General features: G+C 64.1%; 18 protein-coding genes. All 18 read right to left on the bottom strand.

Annotation, left to right across the window (positions count from 1 at the left end; all coding sequences use genetic code 11):
* Positions 1-54: 54 nt before the first annotated feature.
* The 18 genes from F595_RS13355 to rlmD all read right to left on the bottom strand — a co-directional run bounded on the left by F595_RS13355 (position 55) and on the right by rlmD (position 22,311).
* The gene (locus F595_RS13355; RefSeq protein ID WP_084682891.1) at positions 55-2,469 is read right to left on the bottom strand and encodes a TonB-dependent receptor; all 2,415 of its coding nucleotides are present in this window, start codon (positions 2,467-2,469) and stop codon (positions 55-57) included.
* A complete protein-coding gene (locus F595_RS0107775; RefSeq protein WP_022956307.1) occupies positions 2,466-4,355 on the bottom strand; it encodes a sensor histidine kinase in 1,890 nt (629 codons plus the stop codon). The genes F595_RS13355 and F595_RS0107775 overlap by 4 nt, the downstream gene beginning before the upstream one ends.
* Positions 4,356-4,358: 3 nt before the next feature.
* Entirely contained in the window at positions 4,359-5,048 is a 690-nt protein-coding gene (locus F595_RS0107770) for a response regulator transcription factor (RefSeq protein ID WP_169446988.1), read from the bottom strand.
* Positions 5,049-5,142: 94 nt separating this feature from the next.
* Positions 5,143-5,832, bottom strand: a complete 690-nt coding sequence (locus F595_RS0107765) for a response regulator transcription factor (RefSeq protein WP_022956305.1) — start codon at positions 5,830-5,832, stop codon at positions 5,143-5,145.
* The gene (locus F595_RS0107760; RefSeq protein ID WP_022956304.1) at positions 5,817-7,694 is read right to left on the bottom strand and encodes a sensor histidine kinase; all 1,878 of its coding nucleotides are present in this window, start codon (positions 7,692-7,694) and stop codon (positions 5,817-5,819) included. Before F595_RS0107760 ends, F595_RS0107765 begins: the two co-directional genes overlap by 16 nt.
* A 183-nt stretch (positions 7,695-7,877) precedes the next feature.
* Positions 7,878-8,549: a protein-L-isoaspartate(D-aspartate) O-methyltransferase gene (locus F595_RS0107755; protein ID WP_022956303.1), complete on the bottom strand. Its 672-nt coding sequence runs from the start codon at positions 8,547-8,549 to the stop codon at positions 7,878-7,880.
* A 38-nt stretch (positions 8,550-8,587) separates the two neighbouring features.
* Positions 8,588-9,364 carry a 5'/3'-nucleotidase SurE gene (gene surE, locus F595_RS0107750; RefSeq protein ID WP_026913366.1) on the bottom strand — a complete coding sequence of 259 codons (777 nt, stop codon included), beginning with the start codon at positions 9,362-9,364 and terminating at the stop codon, positions 8,588-8,590.
* Complete coding sequence (gene truD, locus F595_RS13350; RefSeq protein ID WP_022956301.1) at positions 9,342-10,478, bottom strand: tRNA pseudouridine(13) synthase TruD; 1,137 nt, start codon at positions 10,476-10,478, stop codon at positions 9,342-9,344. Before truD ends, surE begins: the two co-directional genes overlap by 23 nt.
* A complete protein-coding gene (gene ispF, locus F595_RS0107740; RefSeq protein WP_022956300.1) occupies positions 10,466-10,966 on the bottom strand; it encodes a 2-C-methyl-D-erythritol 2,4-cyclodiphosphate synthase in 501 nt (166 codons plus the stop codon). Before ispF ends, truD begins: the two co-directional genes overlap by 13 nt.
* Complete coding sequence (gene ispD / locus F595_RS13345) at positions 10,963-11,673, bottom strand: 2-C-methyl-D-erythritol 4-phosphate cytidylyltransferase (RefSeq protein WP_022956299.1); 711 nt, start codon at positions 11,671-11,673, stop codon at positions 10,963-10,965. The genes ispF and ispD overlap by 4 nt, the downstream gene beginning before the upstream one ends.
* A gap of 3 nt (positions 11,674-11,676) precedes the next feature.
* Entirely contained in the window at positions 11,677-12,096 is a 420-nt protein-coding gene (gene ftsB / locus F595_RS13340) for a cell division protein FtsB (protein ID WP_022956298.1), read from the bottom strand.
* Positions 12,097-12,098: 2 nt separating this feature from the next.
* On the bottom strand, positions 12,099-13,394 hold the full coding sequence (gene eno, locus F595_RS0107725) for a phosphopyruvate hydratase (protein ID WP_022956297.1): 1,296 nt from the start codon (positions 13,392-13,394) through the stop codon (positions 12,099-12,101).
* 58 nt (positions 13,395-13,452) lie between these two features.
* The gene (gene kdsA / locus F595_RS0107720; RefSeq protein WP_022956296.1) at positions 13,453-14,301 is read right to left on the bottom strand and encodes a 3-deoxy-8-phosphooctulonate synthase; all 849 of its coding nucleotides are present in this window, start codon (positions 14,299-14,301) and stop codon (positions 13,453-13,455) included.
* A gap of 48 nt (positions 14,302-14,349) precedes the next feature.
* Complete coding sequence (locus tag F595_RS0107715; RefSeq protein ID WP_022956295.1) at positions 14,350-15,978, bottom strand: CTP synthase; 1,629 nt, start codon at positions 15,976-15,978, stop codon at positions 14,350-14,352.
* A gap of 158 nt (positions 15,979-16,136) precedes the next feature.
* Entirely contained in the window at positions 16,137-17,495 is a 1,359-nt protein-coding gene (locus F595_RS0107710) for an OprO/OprP family phosphate-selective porin (protein ID WP_022956294.1), read from the bottom strand.
* A 213-nt stretch (positions 17,496-17,708) separates the two neighbouring features.
* The gene (gene mazG / locus F595_RS0107705) at positions 17,709-18,584 is read right to left on the bottom strand and encodes a nucleoside triphosphate pyrophosphohydrolase (RefSeq protein ID WP_022956293.1); all 876 of its coding nucleotides are present in this window, start codon (positions 18,582-18,584) and stop codon (positions 17,709-17,711) included.
* A complete protein-coding gene (gene relA / locus F595_RS0107700) occupies positions 18,577-20,880 on the bottom strand; it encodes a GTP diphosphokinase (protein WP_022956292.1) in 2,304 nt (767 codons plus the stop codon). Before relA ends, mazG begins: the two co-directional genes overlap by 8 nt.
* Positions 20,881-20,922: 42 nt before the next feature.
* The gene (rlmD, locus tag F595_RS0107695; protein ID WP_040568436.1) at positions 20,923-22,311 is read right to left on the bottom strand and encodes a 23S rRNA (uracil(1939)-C(5))-methyltransferase RlmD; all 1,389 of its coding nucleotides are present in this window, start codon (positions 22,309-22,311) and stop codon (positions 20,923-20,925) included.
* Positions 22,312-22,317 lie beyond the last annotated feature (6 nt).

Here is a 22,317-nt window from a genome sequence, read left to right as displayed (position 1 = left end):
GTTAACCGGAAACGGTTAGCCCTTTGTGCTTTCTGGGGTTTGCTGGCCGATGCCTCACTGCCCCCAGCGCGCATCCAAGGTAATGCCGTAGGTGCGCGGATCACCGGCAAAGCCGGCATAGTCCCCTAGACCGTAAAGCCCTGACACCGACGCCAGGTATTCCTCGTCGAAGACATTGCGCACCCAGGCCTCGATGCCCCAGGCGCCACTGGCACGACGCGCGCCAAGGCGAACATCGGTGATCTGGTAGGCGTCAATGAAGCTGTTCCGGCTCTGCTCGACAGCAGCAAACGTACCGGAACGGAAGCGGTGATCAACCCCGACATGGCCCATGAAGCCCTGCCCTAGCGCGAAGGTCTGCTGCACGCCGGCATGACCGCTCCAGCGCGGTGCCTGGTACAGCTGCCGGCCGCTAAGATCCTTGTCACTGACACCGGTATCCTCGTTCGGCGCGCGCCGGAAATCCTGGCTGATGGCGCGGTTGTAGGCCACCCCCAGCGCCAGCGACAGGCCATGGCGAAACAGTGCCGAGACATCGAGTTCGGCACCCTGCAGGCGCACCTTGGGAATGCTGATGACGTTGTTCTGGCGCGGACTGTCGACGAGGCCGTCTCCGTCGTCGTAGGTCAGCGCCTGGAAGTTGCGCACATCGGTGTGATAGAGCACCAGGCCGGCAGTCAGGCGCTGCGCCGGCCAGTTGCCTCGCCAGCCCAGTTCGGCGCCTTCGGCGATCTCGGCTGCGAACTGTGGCGCGATGCGCGGACTCAGCGCGTCCAGGTTGATGCCCCCGCTCTTGTAGCCACGGCTGACACCGGCATGCAGCTGATGCCGGTCGCTGAGCTGATGCTGCAGGGTGACACGGCCGGACACGCCTTCATCCTCACGGCTGTCATGACGCTCGAACGGGGGACCGACCAGGCTGTCGATCAGGCCGTCAAAAGTGAGCGGCCCCAGATCGACACCCAGAACATCCTCCAGCGGGGCCAGCGAATTGGTCAGCGACAGCGGACTGGCTCCGGGATTGCCACCGGAGCGACTGCGACTGATGTCGACCTCGCGCCGGCTCAAGGTGTAGCGCAGCCCGGTGGTCAGCGTGGTGTCGTCACGCAGCAGCCAGTCCACCGAGCCAAAACCGGAGTAGCTGTCAGAGAGCTGGCGATAGGGACGAGACACGGCCAGGCCATCCAGGGTTTGCGGCGGCAGGATGGCATTGATCAGGAAACCGCTGTTCTGCCGGGTGGCGAACGGCAGCCGCTGACGCAGCAGCCCGCCTAGGGTCCAGAGCGCGATCTCGTCACCGAGCACGCCAACCTCCTTACCGGCGACATCTTGGCGCAGCCAGGAGACACCGAGCACGGAACGCGCACGGGCGTAGTCGGCCTGCCAGCGAAACTCCTGGCCAAGCTGATGCGAGTCCGACGTCACAAAGCCTGTCACCAGGCGCAGGGAGGCACCATCATCATTGCGTGCCGGATCATAGGCCAGCGACCGCGCACTGGTCAGGCTGATCAGCTGATGCCGAGGGGCCAGGTCCCATTCCGTGGCCACGGTCACGCCCTGCTGCTGCAGGCGCCCCATGGGAGTCACGTCCTTGTCCGCCACCCGGTCGTACGGATTCGTGCCTGGCCGCTCATAGCCCATGTAGTCGTCGGATGCCTGGATGCCCGGTCGCACCGGGCCGAGCAGCTGCGAGGCACAGCAGCGCTCGTCGAGTTCGTCATGCTCCAGCTTCACGCGCACACGCAGACGGGCATCCGGCGTCCACAGCAGCTGGCCGCGCAGGCCGAGCCGGTCCTGGTCGTTGAGCCGGCTGCCGTCGAAGACATTCTCGATGAGTCCGTCACGGCGCTGGGTATAGAGACTGAAGCGACCGGCCAGCTGCTCCGCCAGCAGCGGCCCCGTCACGGCGGCTGTGAGCTGCTGATAGCCCAGATTGCCCAGGGAAAGCGCGCCCTCGGCGCCGGGAATGAACGACGGCGCCCGGGTGCGCAACTCGAGCTCTCCGGCGGTGCTGCCGAAACCCCGGGTGGCACCGGACGGCCCGCGCAGCAGCGTGACGTCCTCGAGATCGTACAGCCCGAACGCGCCATAGGCCTGGCGCGCCAGATAGACACCATCGCTGAACAGACCGACGCTGCTGTCGAGGCCATCGTTGGCCTGGTTGTTGCCCAGACCGCGAATGCTGAAGCCGGTGGTCCGGGGGTTGGAGGCCTGGGTGGTCAGACCGGGGAGACGTCCGTCCAGATCGGTCAGGTTGTTGAGTCCCGCCTGCACCAGTGTTTCGCCGGAGACGGTCACGCGGGATTCGGCTGGCTGCTCGACAGCCGCGCTTGCCGTTACCGTGATTTCGGTCAGCGTGGCGCCTGGCGTCGCGGCATCGGATACGCCATCGGGTGCAGACACGGCGTCATCAGACCGTGCCAGACCGCCAGCCAGCAGCAAGGGCATGGCTGCGAGCAGGCACCTCATCGCGGCAGCCACACCGTGAACACCACCTCGCCCTGCTCTGCCACGTACGCGATACGCCCCCCCAGGCGCGGCAGCACGCTGGATACCCAGTACAGGCCGAGGCCCATGCCGGACTGGGTCATCGCGCCATCGGCACGATAGTACTTGCGAAACAGACGCTCCGGACTCGGAAAACCTGCCATGCCCGGTGGATTGCGCACCTGCAGGCTGAATCCATCCGCCGCGCTGGACAGGATCACCCGAATCCGGTCTGCGGGCGGCGAGTACTTGAGGGCATTGTCAACGAGATTGCGAATCGCCATCAGCAGCAGATCGGCATCCACGTTGGCAACCAGTACCCCGGGAAGAACGGCCTGCACGCGGCTGGCCTGCGGGTGCTCGTCGATGAAGTCGCGCAAGAGTCCGGCCACATCCGCCTCCGCCTTCCGTATGGGCAGGACACCATGGTCGATGTTGTCGACCTCCAGACTGCGTTGCAGGACATCATCGATCAGGGTGACGGACGCGGAAATGCGGCGCAGACGCCGCTGCTGACCGTCATCCGACAGTTCATGCAGAAGGTTGCCGACGGCCAGCCGGATGTGATTCAGCGGATTGCGCACCTCATGCAGAATGAGGCTGAGAAAGCTGGTGGACTCGGCAAAGCGGTCCTGCTCCTCGACCAGACGCCGGCTGGTTTCCTGCTGCGTTACCTGCAGCGCCAGCTTCTCCCGTATCTGCAGCAGCGTGTTGTAGCCCAGCAGCAGCAGCACAATGAACAGGGTGATGAGGCTGTGCGGCAGAATCGCGTAGAACACCATGAAGTCGGGCAGACTGAACCGGAACACCAGAGCAAAAATCCAGATCAGTGTCATCACGTTGGAGAACACCAGCAGACTGCGGAACAGCACCAGCATCCAGAAATTGTCATGCCGTGCGCGCACCACCAGCAGCATGCCCCAGAGGGCGAGACACAGGAGGAACACATTGGTGACCTGCAGATACAGGTCATGACGACCGGAGAGCCAGAAATAGGCCCAGACCGGAATCATCCAGATGCCTGCACGGTAGGGCATAAGCCAGATGCCCGAGATATGGAACAGACGCATCAGTCGGCCGTAGAAACCGCAGACGGCAAGCACCAGCAGGCTGAACGCAAGCGGATAGACATGATCGAGCAGACCGGCGGCATCAGGCAGCACATAGCGCGCCACGAAGCCGAACTGGATGGCGCTGAACAGCAGCGAGGAGAGATCGACCAGCACGCTGAAGCCCCAGAGTGCATCCCCGGTGACTACCCAGGCCGTCAGGCAGAGCATGAGCATGATCAGCGTCAGCCCCAGGGTGAGCCCGATCACGGCACCGAGCAAGGCATCGTGCTGCAGTGCCGCGCGCAGCGGAATGACGCGCACGTCGAGACTGGCCGTGGGGCTTCTGACCATGACATAGACCGTGGACGGCCTGCCTTCCGCCACGGTCGTCAGCGGAAAGTCGATGTTGAATGTCTGCAACGCACGCACATTGAAGGGGTGGCGCAGGCCAGCCTGCTGCGCCAGCCAGCGGCCGTCCGTCGAGCGCTGGAACAGGGTCACCTCGCGCAGGTAAGCGGGCAGGACCTGCAGGACCAGAGGCTCCTGCGCCGGCGCGATCTCCAGTCGCAACCAGACCGTACGCTGGCTGTTGCCGATCGTCAGCAAGTTGTCGAAGGGGGTGTATGCCAGTCGCTGCGCATCCTCGACATCGAATGCCGGGTAATCACTGAGCGCATAGGCGCGGACGGTGGCCGCATCCCGGACATCGTCGCGGAGCTGCGGCATCGACACCAGGGCCAGCAGCAGCAGGAAGAACAGCAGGCAGCTGATCGCCAGACGCAGCATCGGATCATGACGGGCGGCGAGGTCAGTCATGGCTCAGCCCGCACTCAGGGGAATGTTGAGCTTGTAGCCGTAACCGCGAATGGCAGAGACGCAGCTGGACACGCCGAGTGCCGTCGCCACCTTGCTGCGCAGCCGGCTGACAAGAACATACAGACTCTCGCGGGATATCTCGCTGTCGCCATCGCGGTTCAGGCGGAAGCGCAGAAACTCGATGTCCGCCTCCTGGTTGACGGACAGCATCAGCAGCTCAAGCAGCAGGTACTCGCTGGCCGTGAGATCGAGTTGCGTGCCGGTGTCCGTCACCAGCCGCTGCTGAGCACGTGACAGCAGGAAGCGGGATGGCCTGGCGGGTGCCAGGCGTGCCGTGAGCTTGGCGAGCACGGCGAGCAGCTCGTCAGGCTGCACCGGCTTGGCGATGTAGACGTCGGCGCCGGATTGGTAACCCTCGGCACGGTCGCTGTGACGACCGCGTGCCGTGACCATGACGATGCCGACATAGGGATGGCTCTGGCGAAGACGCCGCGCAATCGAGAAGCCGTCCTCATGCGGCAGATTGACATCGAGAATCACGATGTCGACCGGACTCCCCCGGAGAATCTCGTTGAGCTGCTCGCCGCAGTCAGCGCCACGCACGATGTAGCCATGGCGCTCCAGCAGCAGGCACATTTCCTCGACCACCAGAGGGTTGTCTTCGACCAGCGTGATTTGAATGGGTGCCGACATGCCTTGCTGAATCCAGAAATCCGCGAAAAGCCACATTGTCCCGGGTCGGCACGCCATGGGCAGCGACCACGGCGAGCATACCATCAGGTAGCACTCAGTCCATGCGCACGGGCACCGTGAGACGATAGCCGTACCCCCGGATCGAGGACAGCAGACTGCTGACACCGAGTCCCCGGCTGATCTTGGTCTTGAGGCGGCTGATCACCACGTAGAGACTGTCACGGGACATGTCCTCGTCGCCGCGACGGCTGAGCATCAGGCGCAGATACTCGGCATCCGCCTCCTTGTTGGGTGACAGCATCAGCGTCTCCAGCAGCAGCAGCTCGCTCATGGTCAGCCCGACCGAGGCGCCGGCGCCGTTGCGCAGCAGCTGGTGCTGGCGGCACAGGCTGAGCTGATCCTCGTTGCGCGGCACCAGCCGGCGACTCATGGTCTCGAGCACGGCAAGCAGCTCCTCCGGCTGCACGGGCTTGGTGATGTAGACATCCGCACCTGCCTGATAACCCAGGGTGCGATCGGCATGACGAGTTCGTGCGGTGAGCATGATGATGCCCAGCCCGGGATGGCTGCGCCGCAGGCGCTTGGCGATCGAGTAGCCATCCTCGTGCGGCAGGTTGATGTCGAGGACAACCACGTCAATCTCATGGGAACACAGCAGCTCGTTGAGCTGTTCGCCGCAGTCAGCCAGGTGGACAGGAAAGCCCTTCAGGGAGAGGAAACAGGCCATTTCCTCACGAACGACCTGATTGTCCTCGACGAGGGCAAGACTCAGCGTGGCAGACATAGCAGAAACTCGATCCTGTCCGTTGCAATGGCACAGCTGATGCGGGCGTTGAGCAGGCGCGTGACCAGCTTGATCCAGTATAGCCCCAAGCCCATGCCGCTCATCGGTGTCGCGCCCGGCGTGCGGTAATACTTGTCGAACACGCGCTGCGGATCGGGCATGCCGCTGACACCGACCGCATTGGTGACGCGAAGGCTGACTGTCTCCTGCGCAATCTCAACGCGCAGACGGATTGGCGAGTCCGCTGGTGAATACTTCAGCGCATTGTCGATGAGGTTGGCAAGAATCAGCCGCAGCACCGTGGCATCGCTGTTGATGATGGCGACACGCACGTCGCCCTCGAGCTCGATCCGGGACGCGCGCGACAGCATGTCCTGCCGGATCAGTGGCATCAGATCCATGGGCTGGCAGTCTATGCGCACGGCCCCCTGCTCCGCGGTATCGACCTCGATGCTCAGATTCAGTACGCGATCCATGTCATTGACCGCATCCCGGATGCGCGCCAGACGCACACCATCGCGCTCGGGCCGGGATTCGGCAGACATGTTGTACTCGACCATGCGGATGCTGTTCAGGGGATTTCTGAGTTCATGCATCATCATGCCGAGAAATGCCGAGGTATCCTGGTGACGCAGCTTTTCCTGGGAAAGATGCTGTTCGGCAAGCGCCGAGCGCAGACGTCCCTCCTGGTGCTCGCGAACATCGAGGCGGGTCTTGCGCAGCAGCATCACCATCAGCATGGCAAGCACGAACAGATTGCCCAGCACGGACGGATACAGCTGCTGCAGGCCGATGGCACCGCCATCCAGCAGCAGGGGCCAGACCCAGTGCATGGCATGCACCATGAACAGACCGAACATCACGCGGAATGTCCACAGCAGCCAGGCGTCATGATGCCGCGCCTTGATCAGGATGCTGATCCCCCACAGGTTCTGCAACAGGATCAGTGCATGGTTTCCGCTCAGCGCAAGCGCATCATGACCCAGGAACATGGCCAGGCACAGCGCAGGAAAGATCACCAGCCCGGCCCGGTAGGCCGCTACCGTCCACCCCGGCAGGCCGAAGACGCGAAACACGCGAGGGAAGGTCAGAGACACGCAGAACTGCAACAGACAGCTGCAGAAAACCACGATGCGATCCGCAACACCACCGACGTTTGGCAACAGGTATTTCGAGGCCAGTCCGAGCAGGAAATAGAAGAGGATAAGCGCGGCGAGATCGAGAATGAGATGGTAGAGCCAGACCTCGTCACGAGTCAGCAGCCACAACGCCAGGGATGACAGCATCAGGATCAGGACCACGCCCAGCGCAAGGCCGGCCGTGAAGTTCATCAGGCCATCCTGGTACTGGGCATCCTCGCGCTGCAGCACACGTGCCATCGAGAATGCCGTCGGGGTATCGATGCGCGCATAGATGACCGTCTCGCGCCGCACATCGGTGCGCACCGGTACGACGTAGTTGAGCAGGGGCAGCTCGCGTGTGACGAAGGCATGATGCAGGCCACCACGCTGCGTCTGCCATTGTCCTGCCTCATCACGCTGGAACACCGTGACATCGCGCAGATAGGCCGGCTCGAACTGCAGTACCCAGCCGCGGTCTGGCAGCGGCGGCAGGATAAGCCGCAACCACAGGTGCTCGTCGCGATTGCCGCGAGACAGCCCGCCCTGGAACGGCTGAAAGCTGACCTGCCGTACCTCCTCGAGCCCGAGACTGCGGCTAGCGTCGGCAAGGAAGCTGCGCGCGATGATGCGATCACCGGATACGGGCGAATAACTTGTCAGGCTCAACACCCAGCCGATCGCCAGCACCACCAGCAAGACGGCGATGACAGAGCGGCGCTGCACCGCATCAACAAGGCTCATGAAGAACCCGCCATCGCGGACTTGAAGGTTGTTTCGCTCACCTGCATGCTCCGGAGAACCTGTGTCGATTGTTCACACGGACTCCCCACGAATCTTGCAAAAACTTGCATGACTTGCGGCGCGATGAAAAAAACACCGAAAAAGCCCCCCGGTTGTCCTGCCGGAGACATGGGCGGGTTGGTCTCAGACCACCCCGCCCAGCATGGGCACGAAGTTGACCGGTTCGACGACCTGCTGCTGCAGACCGTCCGCCAAGCGGGTGACCAGCACCAGCTGCTGGCTTTGCGGACCGCCCACCGGCAGCACCAGTCGGCCGCCAGGTGCAAGCAGGTCAGTGAGACTGGACGGCACGCCAAGCGCCGCTGCCGTGCCGATGATGGCATCGTAACCACCCTCGCCCGGCCAGCCCTGCAGGCCGTCGGCATGGCGCAGGCGAACGTTGTGCAGACCAAGCGCAGACAGCCGCTCGCGCGCCTTGTCCTGCAGCGCCTTGATGCGTTCGATGGAATGCACGATGCCGGCAACCTGGGCCAGCACGGCGGTCTGGTAGCCGGAACCGGTGCCGATCTCCAGCACCTTGGTGAGCGGACCGGTGGTCAGCAGCAGCTCGGTCATGCGCGCGACGATGTAGGGCTGCGACAGGGTCTGGCTGTGGCCGATCGGCAGCGCGGTGTCCTCGTAGGCACGATGCGCGAGCGCCTCATCGACGAAGATGTGGCGCGGCGTCTGGCGCAGGATGTCGAGCACGCGCTGGTCACGGATGCCTTGCGCGATCAGTCGGGTGATCAAGCGGTCACGGGTGCGTGGCGACGTGAAGCCCGACCCCTGCAGGTCGAAGGAATGGCCTGGATTCATCTGCTCTTGTTCTTGATCACGGGCAAGCCGGAACTGTATCACGTGGCGGGACGGGTGGCAGCCTGCAGCCAGTCGCCGACGACATCCATTACGCCATAGCGGGTCATGTCGGAGTCCAGCGGGGTGACACTGACAAAGCCCTGCCGGATGGCGTGGAAGTCAGTGCCCTCGGCATGGTCCAGCGGCTCGCCGGAAGCGCCGATCCAGTACACGGTGTTGCCGCGCGGATCCTTGAGGCGGAGCACGTCCTCGCCACGATCGCGGTGGCCGAGACGGGTCAGGCGCACGCCCTTGTGACTGGCCAGATCGCCGTCCGGCACATTGATGTTGAGTACGGTGCGCGGCGGCAGGTTGAGTCCAGACCAGCTCTGCAGCAGCCGTCCGATCTGCTGCGCCGCGGGCCGGTAGGCCTCGATGCCCAGCGACTTGGCGCGCTCGGCGACCAGTGACACGGCAATCGACGGACGCCCGAGGAATCGCCCCTCCATGGCTGCCGCCACGGTGCCGGAATAGATCACGTCGTCTCCGAGATTGGCACCGGCATTGATGCCGGACACGATGATGTCCGGCATGTCCTCGAGCAGACCGTTGAGGGCCAGGTGGACACAGTCAGCCGGCGTGCCGTTGACCGACAGGAAGCCGTTGCTGAGACGATGCACGCGCAACGGGCGATCCAGGGTCAGCGCGCTGGAGAAGGCACTGCGCTCCATGTCAGGCGCCACCACGGTGACCTGGCCGAGCGTGGCCAGCACCTCGGCCATGGCCGCCAGGCCGGGGGCCTGCACGCCATCGTCATTGCTTAGCAGAAAGCGCAGCGGATTCGGGCTCATGGGCATTTTCCAGGTCAAACAAAGTGGATAGCACGCTGGTGGCAAAGGCGCCGGAGGTCAAGGTGAAACCCAGGGACAGGACATCTTTTTCCGGCCACTGCCAGCTCAGATCCTGCACACGCAGGCGCAGGGCGCGGCGCATAACCGGCACGCGCGCAGCGGCCAGATCGGACACGATGTCTGCCCAGGGGGCCAGTAGCCGCGCCTCCAGCTCGGCAGCGCGTTCGCCTACCAGGGCATCACCATCACCCGGCAAGGGCCCGGTGACATGCAGCTCGCCGGCAGCCAGACGCGATGGCACGGCGGCATCGTCAGCCTCGGCCCGAAACACGGCGCTGCGCCCGTCCAGCTGCAGCACGTCGCCAGGCAGAAGGCTCTGCCAGCTGCCGTCCTGCACGCGTGCCGCCAGTACCTGGTTGAACAAGGCCGAGCGCACGGCTGACAGCCACAGGCTGTCGCGGGTGTCACGGCGACGGCGGCGGCCGGCACGGCGATCCGCCAGCAAGGCCAGACCGCGCGCGATGTTGCGGCCGTCATGGCCGAAGCGCTGCGGGCCGAAATAGTTGGGCACACCGGAAGTTGCCAATATCTGCAGACGGGCATCGACTGCCGCACGGTCAGCGTTCACCTGACGCAGCGTGATCTCGAAGCGGTTGCCGGCGTGGACGCCACGGCGCAGCTTTCTTTGGCAACGCTGGCAGGCCAGCACACGGTAGACGCCAGCATCCGCCGTGTCCGGACCAGCTGGGGTCTGCCAACCCTCGCCCAGCGGCCATGCTCCGTCACCATGCCAGTGCACGCTGAACCACTGCCGGGTCAGGGCACGGCGGTCCTTGAGACCGGAAAAACTGACGGCATCACGCGCCACGTCGAGTACCCGTGCCAGCTCGAGAGCGACCTGATCGGTATTGAGGTGGCGCTTCTCGACCCAGAGCCAGAGATGCTCTCCAGGCCCTGACCCCGAGTCCGGCGAGGGTCCGGTCCCGGGCTCGAAACCGAGCTGCTCATCGACCACGAAGTCATCGGCGCACTGCTTGAGAATGGCCGTGCCCAGCACCGGCCATGGTGACGGGCAGGTCGAGGCCGTCAGGCCGGCCACAGCATCACCACGGCATGCGCCTCGATGCCTTCACGGCGTCCGACGAAGCCGAGCTTCTCGGTGGTGGTGGCCTTGACGCTGACCTGGTCATACGCCACGCCGAGATCCTCGGCGATGCGCTCGCGCATCAGCGCAATGTGAGGTGCCAGCCTGGGGCGCTCGGCCAGCACGGTGACATCGGCATTGGCCACGACGAAGCCACGAGCATGGATCAGCGCAACGACATGGCGCAGCAGCACGCGGCTGTCGGCGCCGGAATAGGCGGCATCGGTATCCGGGAAGTGCTTGCCGATGTCACCCAGGGCCAGCGCACCCAGCAGGGCATCGGCCAGGGCATGCAGGGCCACGTCGCCATCGGAATGGGCAATCAGGCCCTGCTCGTGGGGAATGCGCACCCCGGCCAGGGTGACGTGATCACCGTCGCCAAAGCGATGCACATCGATGCCGTGGCCGACACGCGGCAGACGGGGCTGATCAGGATGGCTCATGCAGATACTCCGGATCGGGACTGGGCAGCCAGCAGGGCTTCGGCCAGTGCCAGATCCTCGGCAAAGGTTATCTTGAGGTTGTCGCGGGCACCCGATACCAGCAGCGGCGACAGGCCCAGGCGCTCCATGGCGGAGGCCTCGTCAGTGACCACGGCCCCGGCTGCGCGCGCCGCCAGCAGGGCATCATGAAGGCTGCCGAGCCGGAACATCTGAGGCGTCAACGCATGCCAGAGACCGTCCCGCTCGACCGTGGCCTGCACCTGCCCTGCCGCGTCCGCCCGCTTCATGGTGTCACGCACCGGGTTGGCAAGCAGGCCGCCGACCGGATGATCCTGCACCGCCGCCATCAGTCGCCGCACGTCTTCGGCACGAATCAGAGGACGCGCCACGTCATGAACCAGGACCCAGTCGCTGTCGGCGGCACCGCCATGGCGCAAGGCATCCAGACCAGCCAGCACCGAGTCCATGCGCTCGCCACCACCGGTGACAAAACGCAGGCGCTGGGGACGGGCATAGGCAAGCTCACGTGCTCGTGTGTCATCGGCCGCCACCGGCACCACCAGGTGCGCGATCGCAGGGATGGCTGAGAGCCTGTCCAGCGTGTGCTGCTGGATGGGCATGCCCGCCAGCGGCAGGTACTGCTTGGGAAGGTCGGCGCCGAAACGACGGCCGGCACCGGCAGCGGGAATCACCGCGTGCACGGCCATGCGTCAGGGCGTCTCGCCGGCAGCGCTGGAAGGAGCGGCTGACACCGGCGCCGTGGTGGCGGTCGGTGCCAGCGGCTTCACCGTCACCGGCGTGGCCGGGCGCACATCCGCCGTGGCCGAGCCGGCCAGCGGCTTGCCGGAGATCAGGTAGAAGGTCTCGTCGTCCTTGATCATGCCGAGATCAAGCCGGGCGCGCTCCTCGATGGCTTCGCGACCGTTCTTGAGATCGTTGACCTCGGCCTCCAGCACCTGGTTGCGGTGCCTGAGCTTGAGATTCTCGGCCTGCTGCTCGGCCACCGCCTGCTTCAGGCGATGCACGTCGAGAATGCCGCCCTCGCCGAACCAGAGCGTGGCCTGCAGGATCAGGAAGATGCCCGCGGCCAACCAGAGCAGCAAACGGCCAAGGCTGGACGCGGGTGTCATGCTCAGTTCAGGCCCTTGAACTCGGCCTTGCCGCGGTAGGGAGCGCTGTAGTCCAGTTCCTGCTCGATGCGCAGCAGCTGGTTGTACTTGGCGACGCGGTCGGAACGGCACAGCGAGCCGGTCTTGATCTGGCCGGCGCCGGTGGCAACAGCCAGGTCGGCGATGGTGGCGTCCTCGGTTTCACCGGAACGATGCGAGATCACCGTGGTGTAGCCATTGGCCTTGGCCAGGTAGATCGCATCCAGGGTCTCGGTCAGCGAGCCGATCTGGTTGAACTTGATCAGGATGGAGTTGCCCACGCCCTGGTTGATGCCCTTCTGCAGGATCTTGGGGTTGGTCACGAACAGGTCGTCACCCACCAGCTGCACGCGATGGCCCAGCTTCTCGGTGAGGATCTTCCAGCCAGCCCAATCGGACTCGTCGAGGCCGTCCTCGATGGAGATGATCGGGTAGCGGTCGCAGAGACCGGCCAGGTAATCGACGAACTCGGCCGAGGTGAAGGCCTTGTTGCCCTCGCCTTCGAGCACGTACTTGCCATCGTGGTAGAACTCGGAGGACGCGCAGTCCAGCGCCAGCATGACGTTTTCACCCGCCTTGTAGCCGGCGATGCCGATGGCCTCGACGATGACCTGCAGCGCCTCTTCGTTGCTGCTCAGGTTGGGCGCGAAGCCGCCCTCGTCACCGACGGCAGTGTTGAGACCGCGTTTCTTCAGCACGCCCTTGAGCGCGTGGAAGATCTCGGCGCCACAGCGCAGGGCCTCGGCGAACGAGGTGAAACCCACCGGTTCGATCATGAATTCCTGGATGTCGACGGTGTTGTCGGCGTGCTCGCCGCCGTTGATGATGTTCATCATCGGCACCGGCATGGTGTAGTGGGTATTGCTGCGCAGCGAGGCAATGTAGGCGTACAGCGGCTGGCCCTTGGCCTGCGCGGCAGCCTTGGCGATGGCCAGCGACACGGCAAGGATGGCATTGGCGCCGAGCTTGGACTTGGTCTCGGTGCCGTCCAGGGCGATCATGGCATGGTCCAGGCCGGACTGGTCGAACACGCTCTTGCCGACCAGCAGCTCGCGGATCGGGCCGTTGATGTTGGCGACGGCGTTGAGCACGCCCTTGCCGAGGTAGCGCGACTTGTCGCCGTCACGCAGCTCCAGGGCTTCGCGCGAACCGGTGGAGGCGCCGCTGGGCGCCGTGGCGCGGCCCATGATGCCGTTGTCGAGAATGACATCGGCCTCGACCGTGGGGTTGCCGCGGGAATCCATGATTTCGCGACCGCGAATGTCAACGATGGTTGCCATCTGTCTCATCTCCAGTGCAATGAACGAGGCCCGTTGCCGGGCACTGCAACAACAAGTCTTAGTGGGTGTCCAGGGTCGGGAAGCTCTTGACCAGGTCATCGACGGCCTTGACCTGGGTCAGGAAGGCCTCGAGCTGGGACAGGCGCAGGGCGCAAGGGCCGTCGCACTTGGCGACTTCCGGCTCCGGATGCGCTTCCAGGAACAGACCGGCCAGGCGCTGGGTCATGCCCGCCAGAGCCAGCTCGGTGACCTGGGCACGACGTCCGCCGGCCGCATTGGGCAGACCGCCCGGCATCTGCAGCGAGTGGGTGACGTCGAAGAACACCGGGTAGTTGAACTTCTTCATGATGCCGAAGCCGAGCATGTCGACAACCAGGTTGTTGTAGCCGAACGAGGAACCGCGCTCGCACAGGATGAGCTGGTCGTTGCCGGCCTCTTCGCACTTGGCGAGGATGTGCTTCATCTCATGCGGCGCCAGGAACTGGGCCTTCTTGATGTTGATGATGGCGTTGGTGCGCGCCATCGCCACCACCAGATCGGTCTGCCGCGACAGGAAGGCCGGCAGCTGGATGATGTCGGCAACTTCGGCCACTGGAGCGGCCTGGTGCGGCTCGTGCACGTCGGTGATCACCGGCACGCCGAAGGTCTTCTTGATCTCCTCGAAGATCTTCAGGCCCTCATCCAGGCCCGGGCCGCGGTAGGAATGCATGGACGAGCGGTTGGCCTTGTCGAAGCTGGCCTTGAAGACGTAGGGGATGCCCAGCTTCTCGGTGACCTTGACGTAGCTTTCGCAGATCTGCATCGCGAGATCACGCGACTCAAGCACGTTCATGCCGCCAAACAGCACGAACGGCAGGTCGTTGCCAATGCGGATGTCGCCAAGCGACAGGATCTTCTGCGTGGACATGGGTGCCACTCCCGAGGTGTCGTGTGTCGTTTTTGTTGTGATGACCGCTCAGTGTCCGGAATGCTGCAGCGCAGCGCGCACGAAGCCCGAGAACAGCGGATGGCCTTCGCGCGGCGAACTGGTGAATTCCGGGTGGAACTGACAGGCCAGGAACCACGGATGATCTTTGATCTCCACCATCTCGACCAGCGTCTTGTCGGCACTTCGTCCGGAAATCACCAGACCGGCGGCTTCCAGCTGCGGCAGATAGGTGTTGTTGACTTCGTAACGGTGGCGATGGCGCTCGGTGATCTGCTCGGCACCATAGGTGCTCTGCGCCAGCGTGCCCGGCTCCAGGTGACAAACCTGGGCCCCCAGTCGCATGGTGCCGCCGAGATCGGAACTGGCGTCACGACGCTCGACCTGGCCGTCCTCGGTCATCCACTCGGTGATCAGGCCGATCACCGGATGCGCACAACCCGGCTTGAGCTCGGAGGAGTTGGCATCGGCCAGGCCCGCCACATCCCGGGCGAACTCGATGACCGCGACCTGCATGCCCAGACAGATGCCGAGATAGGGAATCTTCTGCTCGCGCGCATGGCGTACCGTGGCGATCTTGCCCTCGGTACCGCGATCGCCGAAGCCGCCCGGCACCAGGATGCCGTCAACGCCGGCCAGCACCGAGATGCCCTGCTGCTCCACCGATTCGGCATCGATGTAGCGGATGCGCACCTTGGTCTTGTTGCGGATGCCGGCATGCAGCAGCGCCTCGTTGACCGACTTGTAGGCGTCGATCAGCTCAACGTACTTGCCGACCATGGCGATGGTGACTTCGCGCTCGGGATTGAGCAGGCCGTCGACCACGGCATCCCAGTCCGACAGGTCGGCGGGGCCAGCCTGAAGGCCCAGGCGTTCCACCACGAAGTCATCCAGACCCTGCTCGTGAAAGCGGCGCGGAATCTGGTAGATGGTCTTGGCATCCTTGGCAATGATGACCGCACGCTCTTCGACGTTGGTGAACAGCGAGATCTTGCGCTTGGAGTCGGCCGGCACGTCATGCTCGGAACGGCAGATCAGGATGTCCGGCTGCAGGCCGATCGAGCGCAGCTCCTTGACCGAGTGCTGGGTCGGCTTGGTCTTCAGCTCGCCCGCCGAGGCGATGTAGGGGATCAGGGTCAGGTGCATGAGCAGCGAGCCCTGGTAGCCGAGCTCGATGCGCAGCTGACGCACCGCTTCCATGAACGGTTGCGACTCGATGTCACCAGCGGTGCCGCCAATCTCGACGATGGCGATGTCATGGCCCTTGGCACCGTCGCGCACGCGCTGCTTGATGGCGTCGGTGATGTGCGGGATCACCTGCACGGTGCCGCCCAGGTAGTCACCGCGACGTTCCTTCTGCAGCACGTCAAGGTAGATGCGGCCGGAGGTGAAGTTGTTCTTCTTGCTCATGCGCGAACGGCGCAGGAAGCGTTCGTAGTAGCCCAGGTCAAGGTCGGTCTCGGCGCCATCGTCGGTGACAAAGACCTCGCCGTGCTGATACGGGCTCATGGTGCCCGGATCGACATTGATGTAGGGATCCATCTTGATCATGGTGACCTTGAGACCCCGCGCCTCCAGCAGTGCCGCCAGCGATGCCGCCGAAATGCCCTTGCCCAGCGAAGAAACCACACCACCGGTGACAAAAATGAACTTGGTCATGAAAAATCCAGGCCGCTTGCGTGTTGAGGCGCACCCACGTCGTGGGTACAAAGACGGGACAGAATGTTATCACGCAGGGATAGTCTGCGGGAGCCCGCGCCACAAAAGCAGAAGGCCCCTTGCGGGGCCTTCCGGTGTCTCCAGATGCTCAGGACAGCTTAGAAGTTGTACTGGGCACGGGCGGTGATGGCCGAGGCATCGAGATCAGAGGCCCCGTTCTTGGCGTTGCCATCCACGTACTCGACCATGAAGCGGGTGTTCGGGGTCGCGTAGTAGTTGACACCCACCGCGTAGTAGGACGCTTCCACATTGTCGAGATCCTTGTTCTCGATCTTGTCGAAACGGGCCTTGAGCTCGACGGCACCCTCTTCGCCATTGACCTTGGGCGACTTGAACACGCCCTTCTTGAAGTCATAGGCCTTCTCGTGGGCGGTCAGGAAGTAGCTGGCCTGCACGTAGTAGGTGTCGAGATCCTGGTCATCATTGGTGCCGGCACCAAGAGCACCCAGGGTACGGTTGTCCTTGAAGCTCGACTTGGCGTATTCGCTCTGCAGCGAGAGGGCACCGAAGCGGGCAGCCAGTTCGGCAGCCAGGGTGGTCTGTTCGTTGAAGATGCCGCTGGTGATCAGGTTGCCGCTGCGCAGACCGTTCTCGCGACCCACGACACGCACGTTCTTCGAGGTGGTGTTGCTTTCGAAGTTGTCCTGGGTGGCGCTCAGACCGATGTGCACGATGTTGCCGTTGGAACGGATCGGCACGATGAAGCCACGCGCGTTGACACCCAGGCCCTGGGTTTCCCTGTCGGACACCGAGCGCGGGGTGTAGACCGACACGCCGTAGCCGAAACCTTCGCCAGAGCCATCGAGGAAGGCACCGGTGGTGAACTGGTTGTTGTAGATGCCGGTGGCGGTAGCGAACGGACGCTCCATGAACGTGATTTCATTGGAGCTGGTCAGCTCTTCCATGCCACGGTAGGGCTTGGCCTGACCCAGACGCAGGTTCTTGTCACCCAGCACCTTGCGGCCGATCCACATTTCACGGAAGCCTTCGTTGCCCTTGGTACTGGCGGTGGCACCAGTAAGCACCGAAGAGATGGACACCGTACCTGCAGGGCAGCTGCCCGACACGGCCGTGACCACGTTGGTGGTGGTGTTCTGGCAGAGACGCGTGGTGGTGGTCGTCGTGCTGGTCAGCTCTTCCGAGCTGGTGGCGAAATCGTTCTCGAACTTGAAGTTCCAGTCATAGGCCTTGCCTTCCAGGCTGAGACGGGCGCGACGGAAGAAGAACTGGCTGTTGGACTTTTCGGCAGCCGCCGTAAAGCCGCTGTCCTTGTTGTCTTCGTTGACGTAGTAGTTGCCGTCGAAGTGGATGCGGCCACCGAGCTTGAATTCGAAGTTGCCGTCTTCCGACTTGATCTGGAAACCACCCTTGGTCTTCACTTCATCGGCAGCGAGAGCCGGAGTCGCCAGGGTGGCGGCAGCGATGGCAACAGCCAGGGTCTTGATCGTCATGTTCATTGTGTAAACCTCAACCAGTCAGCTAGTAAGAGCGGCTTGTCAGCCAGTCCCCCCGCACAGAGCCAGGGACATGGGCCTGCTGCCGGGATGCCGCGAAGTATTGGCGAGATTTGTGACAGGACGGCGCCAGTTTGATGACAGATTGGTTACAACTGATTTGGTTTACATCCGTACGGATATTTTTCAGGCAGACGCAGAGCGACAGCGTACCGCTCAAAGCCCCAGACGCTTGGCCTCCTGCCAGAGCGCTTCCTTGTCATCCAGCGAGGCCTCTGCCAGCGGCACGCCTTTCGCCTTCAGCACCGTCTCGATGTGACCGAAACGACGACGGAACTTGGCGATGCAGCCGAGCAGGGCCTGCTCGCTGTCGATACGCAGATGCCGCCCGATGTTGACGCAGCAGAACAGCAGATCGCCCAGCTCGTCCTGCAAGGCCGATGCCGGTGCCTGCTGGTCCAGTGCCTGCTCAAGCTCGTCGAGCTCCTCGCGCAGCTTGGCGATCACGGCACGCGGATCATGCCAGTCGTAACCCACCTCGCTCGCCCTGGCCTGCAGCTTCTCGGCACGCAGCAGTGGCGGCAGCCCGGCACCCACCTTGTCAAGAAACGCGGGTTCGGGCAGTGCCCGGCCGGTTTCCGCCAGATGCGTCGCCGCCCTGAGCGCCTTTTCCTGCGCCTTGATGTCCTGCCATTGCGCAGCCACCTGGTCGGCAGACAACGTCTGGCGCGGCAGGTCCAGACGACCGTCGCGGAAGATGTGCGGATGGCGACGGATCAGCTTGTCGACGATGGCCGCCGATACTGCATCGAAGTCAAACAGGCCCTGCTCGCTGGCCAGCTGGGCCTGGAACACTACCTGCAGAAGGAGATCGCCCAGTTCGTCCCGCCACTCCGCAGGCGAGCCGGACGCGACGGCCTCGACCACCTCGTAGGCTTCCTCCAGCGTGTAGGGCGCCAGGGTTTGCGGCGTCTGAGCCAGATCCCACTCGCAGCCCTGCTCCGGATCACGCAGACGCGCCATGACCTGCAGCAGCTGCTGAAGGGCTGGCACCTGGAACTCGGGCAACGTCACGACGGGCCGTTCAGACATCACGCGACTCCTGACCTGCTCCCTGCCCCTGACTGGTCAGACGACGCGCCTCGATCACGTTGGGCAGCTGCTCGATGCGCGTCAGCACGCGCGAGAGCTTGGACAGGCCGGTCACCTCCAGGGTAATGCGCATGCTTGCCGTGCTGTCACGCTTGTCGGAATGGGTCTGCACGCCGGTGACATTGACCTGCTCGTTGGCCAGCACGGCCGTGATGTCACGCAGCAGGCCGGTACGGTCCCAGGCACGCACCTGGATGTCGACGGCATAGGTATCGGCCTCGCGGGTCTGCCACTGCACCTCGACTTCGCGCGCAGGATCCTCCTGCTTCAGACGCATGAACTCGGGACAGCCGCGGGCATGGATGCTGACGCCTCGACCGACCGTGACATAGCCGACGATGGGCTCGCCCGGCACCGGCTTGCAGCAGCCGGCGATGTGGGTCAGCAGATTGCCGACGCCTTCAATGATGATGCCCGAGCCACGCTCGGCGGCACTCTGCCGTGCCGGACGCACCGGCAGCTCGGGCAGCGCCAGCTGCTCATGGCTGGGCAGCACAAGACCCTCGTGCAGGGCATGGGTGACGCGCGCCAGCGGCAGATCGCCGGCACCCAGCGCCACCAGCACGTCCTCGCCCGTGCGGACATTGAAGCGCGACGCGATCTTGTCGAGTGCGGCACGGTGATAATGCAGGCCAAGTCGCGACAGTTCACGCTCCAGCAGCACCCTGCCCTCGGCCAGATTGCCCTCGCGATCCTGCTGCTTGAACCAGTGTCTGACCTTGGCCAGGGCACGGCTGGTGCCGAGATAGCCCGAGGCCGGATTCATCCAGTCACGGCTGGGCTGACCGCCGCGCGTGGTCATCACCTCGACCTGCTCGCCAGTCTGCAGCTTGTAGGTGATGGGCACGATACGGCCGTTGACCTTGGCGCCGCGGCAGCCGTGACCGACCTCGGTATGGATGTGGTAGGCGAAATCCAGCGGTGTCGCGCCGGCCTGCATGTCGATGACATGGCCGTCACGGGTGAACACGTAGATACGCTCGTCGTGGATGGCCTGATTGATCTGCTCGGCGAGGTCATCCAGTCCCTGATCACCGATGTCATCCTGCCATTCCAGCACCTGCCGCAGCCAGGCGATCTTGTTTTCATAGCGCAGATCGGAGCGTGCCGACTTGCCTTCCTTGTAGGTCCAGTGCGCGCAGACGCCGAGCTCGGCCTCCTGATGCATGTCGAAGGTGCGGATCTGCACCTCCAGCGGCTTGCCGGACGGGCCGATGACCGCGGTGTGCAGCGAGCGGTAGCCGTTCTCCTTGGGTGTCGCGATGTAGTCGTCGAACTCCTTGGGGATGTGCTTCCACAGCGAGTGCACCACGCCCAGCGCGGCATAGCAGTCGCGCACCTCGGGCAGCAGGATGCGCACCGCGCGCACGTCATAGACCTCGTGGAAACCGATGCCCTTGCGCTGCATCTTCCGCCAGATGGAATAGATGTGCTTGGCGCGCCCGCTGACTTCCATGCGCACCATGCCCATGCGCTCGAGGTTGTCGCGCAGGGTCTGGATGACCTGCTGGATGTAGCCGTCGCGATCCAGTCGCTTCTCGTCGAGCAGACTGGCGATATGCTTGTAGGCCTCCGGCTCCAGGTAGCGGAACGACAGGTCTTCGAGCTCCCACTTGATGTGGCCGATGCCGAGGCGATGTGCCAGCGGCGCGTAGATGTCGAAGATTTCCCGGGCCACGCGGCGCTTGCGCTCGTCGCTGGCCTCCTTCAGCTCGCGGATGGCGAAGGTGCGCTCGGCGAGCTTGATCAGGGGCACGCGCACGTCATCGATCATGGCCACCAGCATCTTGCGCACGCTGTCGAGCTGCTGCGCCTCGGTGCCGCTGCCGGGCCGGTGGTGGTCCGGATTGATCAGACGGCTGATGGCGGCCATGCGCAACACGCCGTCGATGAGCTGGGCAATGTCCTGGCCAAAGTCCTTCTCGATCTGGCGCGGCTCGACCCGCCCTTCACGCACCGAGCGGTAGAGCACCGCCGCGATCAGGGAATCCTGGTCGAGGTTGAGCTCGGCCAGGATGTCGGCCATGGCCAGACCGGTCAGGAAGCTGGAGGTTCGGGTCGACCAGACGTTGTGGCGGGCCTCGGCCTCGCGGTCGAGCTGCTCGGCGTAGCGGCAGGCGCGCAACAGCTCGGCCGGATCATGCAGCTCGACCTGGTCCTGGATGCGCGCGAGCCAGGTCTCCAGATCGACGCTGCCGTCGACCCGGACCGGATAATCTTCGCGAACCTTGACCATGGTGATGCCTTTTCCTGTTGCTCTTGCCCTGTTATGGGGCGCTCAACGCCGTTTTTCAAACAGGGCGATGGACTCCACATGCGTGGTGTGCGTGAACATGTCCATCACTCCTGCCTTGACCAGCACATAGCCCTGCTCCGCCATGGCGCCTGCATCACGTGCCAGTGTCGCCGGATTGCAGGACACGTAGACCACACGCCGCGCCCCCAGTTTCGCCAGATGCGGAATCACCTCGAGCGCACCGCTGCGCGGCGGATCGATCAGGATCTTGTCGAAACCCAGCCCGGCCCAGGGCTGGGTCTGGAAGTCCTGGGTCAGGTCATGGGCATGAAACGACACATTGCCCAATCCGTTGGCACGCGCATTCTCGTAGCCACGCTCGACCATGCTCGCGACACCCTCGACGCCCACGACCTCCCTGGCACGGGTCGCCAGCGGCAAGGTGAAATTGCCGAGACCGCAGAACAGGTCCAGCACACGCTCGTCCGGACGAGGATCAAGCAATTCCAGTGCCAGACTGATCATGCGCTGGTTGATGTCGGCATTGACCTGGGTGAAGTCATTCGGGTGAAAGGCCATGGTCAGCCCGGTGCCAGCCGGTGCGGCCGGCGGCGTGAACGCGGCCAGATGGTAGGCCAGACGATCCGGCCCCTGCTCCGGCCAGATCTTGTGCACGGAGTCGTAACCGGCAGGTTGCAGATAGGCCTGCCAGCCACGGCTGGCGCAGAACGCGATGATGGCCTGGCGATCCGCCTCCACCAGCGGCACCAGATGGCGGAACACCAGCGCAACGTCCTCGTGACCCGGCAGGCGATCACCCGCCGCCACTTCGACCTGGGCAATGTGATCGCGAGCCTGCAGACCGGCGATCAGCTCGCGCAGCGGTGTCACTGCCTGACCGAGACGCGGGTCCATGACCGCGCAGGCGTCGATCTCGGCCAAGTAGCTGGCCTGACGCTCGCGGAAGCCGACCAGCAGCTTCTCCTTCTTGATCACGTAGCGCACACCCAGACGCGCCTTGCGGCGATAGCCCACCGCGGCATCATGGGTCAGCGGGGCCAGCCAGGTCTCCGGGCTGAGTCCGCCGAAATGACGCAGATGATCGGCCAGCACGGACTGCTTGAAGGCGATCTGCGCGGGCGGGGCCATGTGCTGCAGCGAACAGCCGCCACAGACACCGAAGTGTGCGCACGGCGGCTGGACCCGGTCAGCGGCGGCATACTGCACCGATACCACCTGGGCCTCATCGAATTTCTTGTTGCTGAAGGTCACCTGGACGGTCACCTGCTCGCCTGGCAGCGCACCATCAACAAACACCAGCTTGCCGTCCTCGCGCTGCGCGATGCCGCGCCCCTCGTGGCTGAGGCGATCAATGGTCAGGTCCAGCGGCGGCTGGGCACGCAGTTTTTCTTTCTTGCGAACACGGGGCATGAGGCT

It is taken from the genome of Perlucidibaca piscinae DSM 21586 (assembly GCF_000420045.1).
Classification (GTDB): domain Bacteria; phylum Pseudomonadota; class Gammaproteobacteria; order Pseudomonadales; family Moraxellaceae; genus Perlucidibaca; species Perlucidibaca piscinae.
Note: the sequence above shows the minus strand (reverse complement) of the source record. Positions and strands in the feature narration are given on the sequence as shown.

Coding starts and splice junctions, on each gene's coding strand:
- F595_RS0107710 (WP_022956294.1), bottom strand. CDS start 17,495: ATGAACATGACGATCAAGACCCTGGCTGTTGCCATCGCTGCCGCCACC.
- ftsB (WP_022956298.1), bottom strand. CDS start 12,096: ATGACACCCGCGTCCAGCCTTGGCCGTTTGCTGCTCTGGTTGGCCGCG.
- F595_RS0107770 (WP_169446988.1), bottom strand. CDS start 5,048: ATGTCGGCACCCATTCAAATCACGCTGGTCGAAGACAACCCTCTGGTG.
- mazG (WP_022956293.1), bottom strand. CDS start 18,584: ATGTCTGAACGGCCCGTCGTGACGTTGCCCGAGTTCCAGGTGCCAGCC.
- relA (WP_022956292.1), bottom strand. CDS start 20,880: ATGGTCAAGGTTCGCGAAGATTATCCGGTCCGGGTCGACGGCAGCGTC.
- kdsA (WP_022956296.1), bottom strand. CDS start 14,301: ATGTCCACGCAGAAGATCCTGTCGCTTGGCGACATCCGCATTGGCAAC.
- ispD (WP_022956299.1), bottom strand. CDS start 11,673: ATGGCCGTGCACGCGGTGATTCCCGCTGCCGGTGCCGGCCGTCGTTTC.
- F595_RS0107765 (WP_022956305.1), bottom strand. CDS start 5,832: ATGTCTGCCACGCTGAGTCTTGCCCTCGTCGAGGACAATCAGGTCGTT.
- ispF (WP_022956300.1), bottom strand. CDS start 10,966: ATGAGCCATCCTGATCAGCCCCGTCTGCCGCGTGTCGGCCACGGCATC.
- F595_RS0107755 (WP_022956303.1), bottom strand. CDS start 8,549: ATGAATCCAGGCCATTCCTTCGACCTGCAGGGGTCGGGCTTCACGTCG.
- F595_RS0107715 (WP_022956295.1), bottom strand. CDS start 15,978: ATGACCAAGTTCATTTTTGTCACCGGTGGTGTGGTTTCTTCGCTGGGC.
- F595_RS0107775 (WP_022956307.1), bottom strand. CDS start 4,355: ATGACTGACCTCGCCGCCCGTCATGATCCGATGCTGCGTCTGGCGATC.
- rlmD (WP_040568436.1), bottom strand. CDS start 22,311: ATGCCCCGTGTTCGCAAGAAAGAAAAACTGCGTGCCCAGCCGCCGCTG.
- F595_RS13355 (WP_084682891.1), bottom strand. CDS start 2,469: ATGAGGTGCCTGCTCGCAGCCATGCCCTTGCTGCTGGCTGGCGGTCTG.
- F595_RS0107760 (WP_022956304.1), bottom strand. CDS start 7,694: ATGAGCCTTGTTGATGCGGTGCAGCGCCGCTCTGTCATCGCCGTCTTG.
- eno (WP_022956297.1), bottom strand. CDS start 13,394: ATGGCAACCATCGTTGACATTCGCGGTCGCGAAATCATGGATTCCCGC.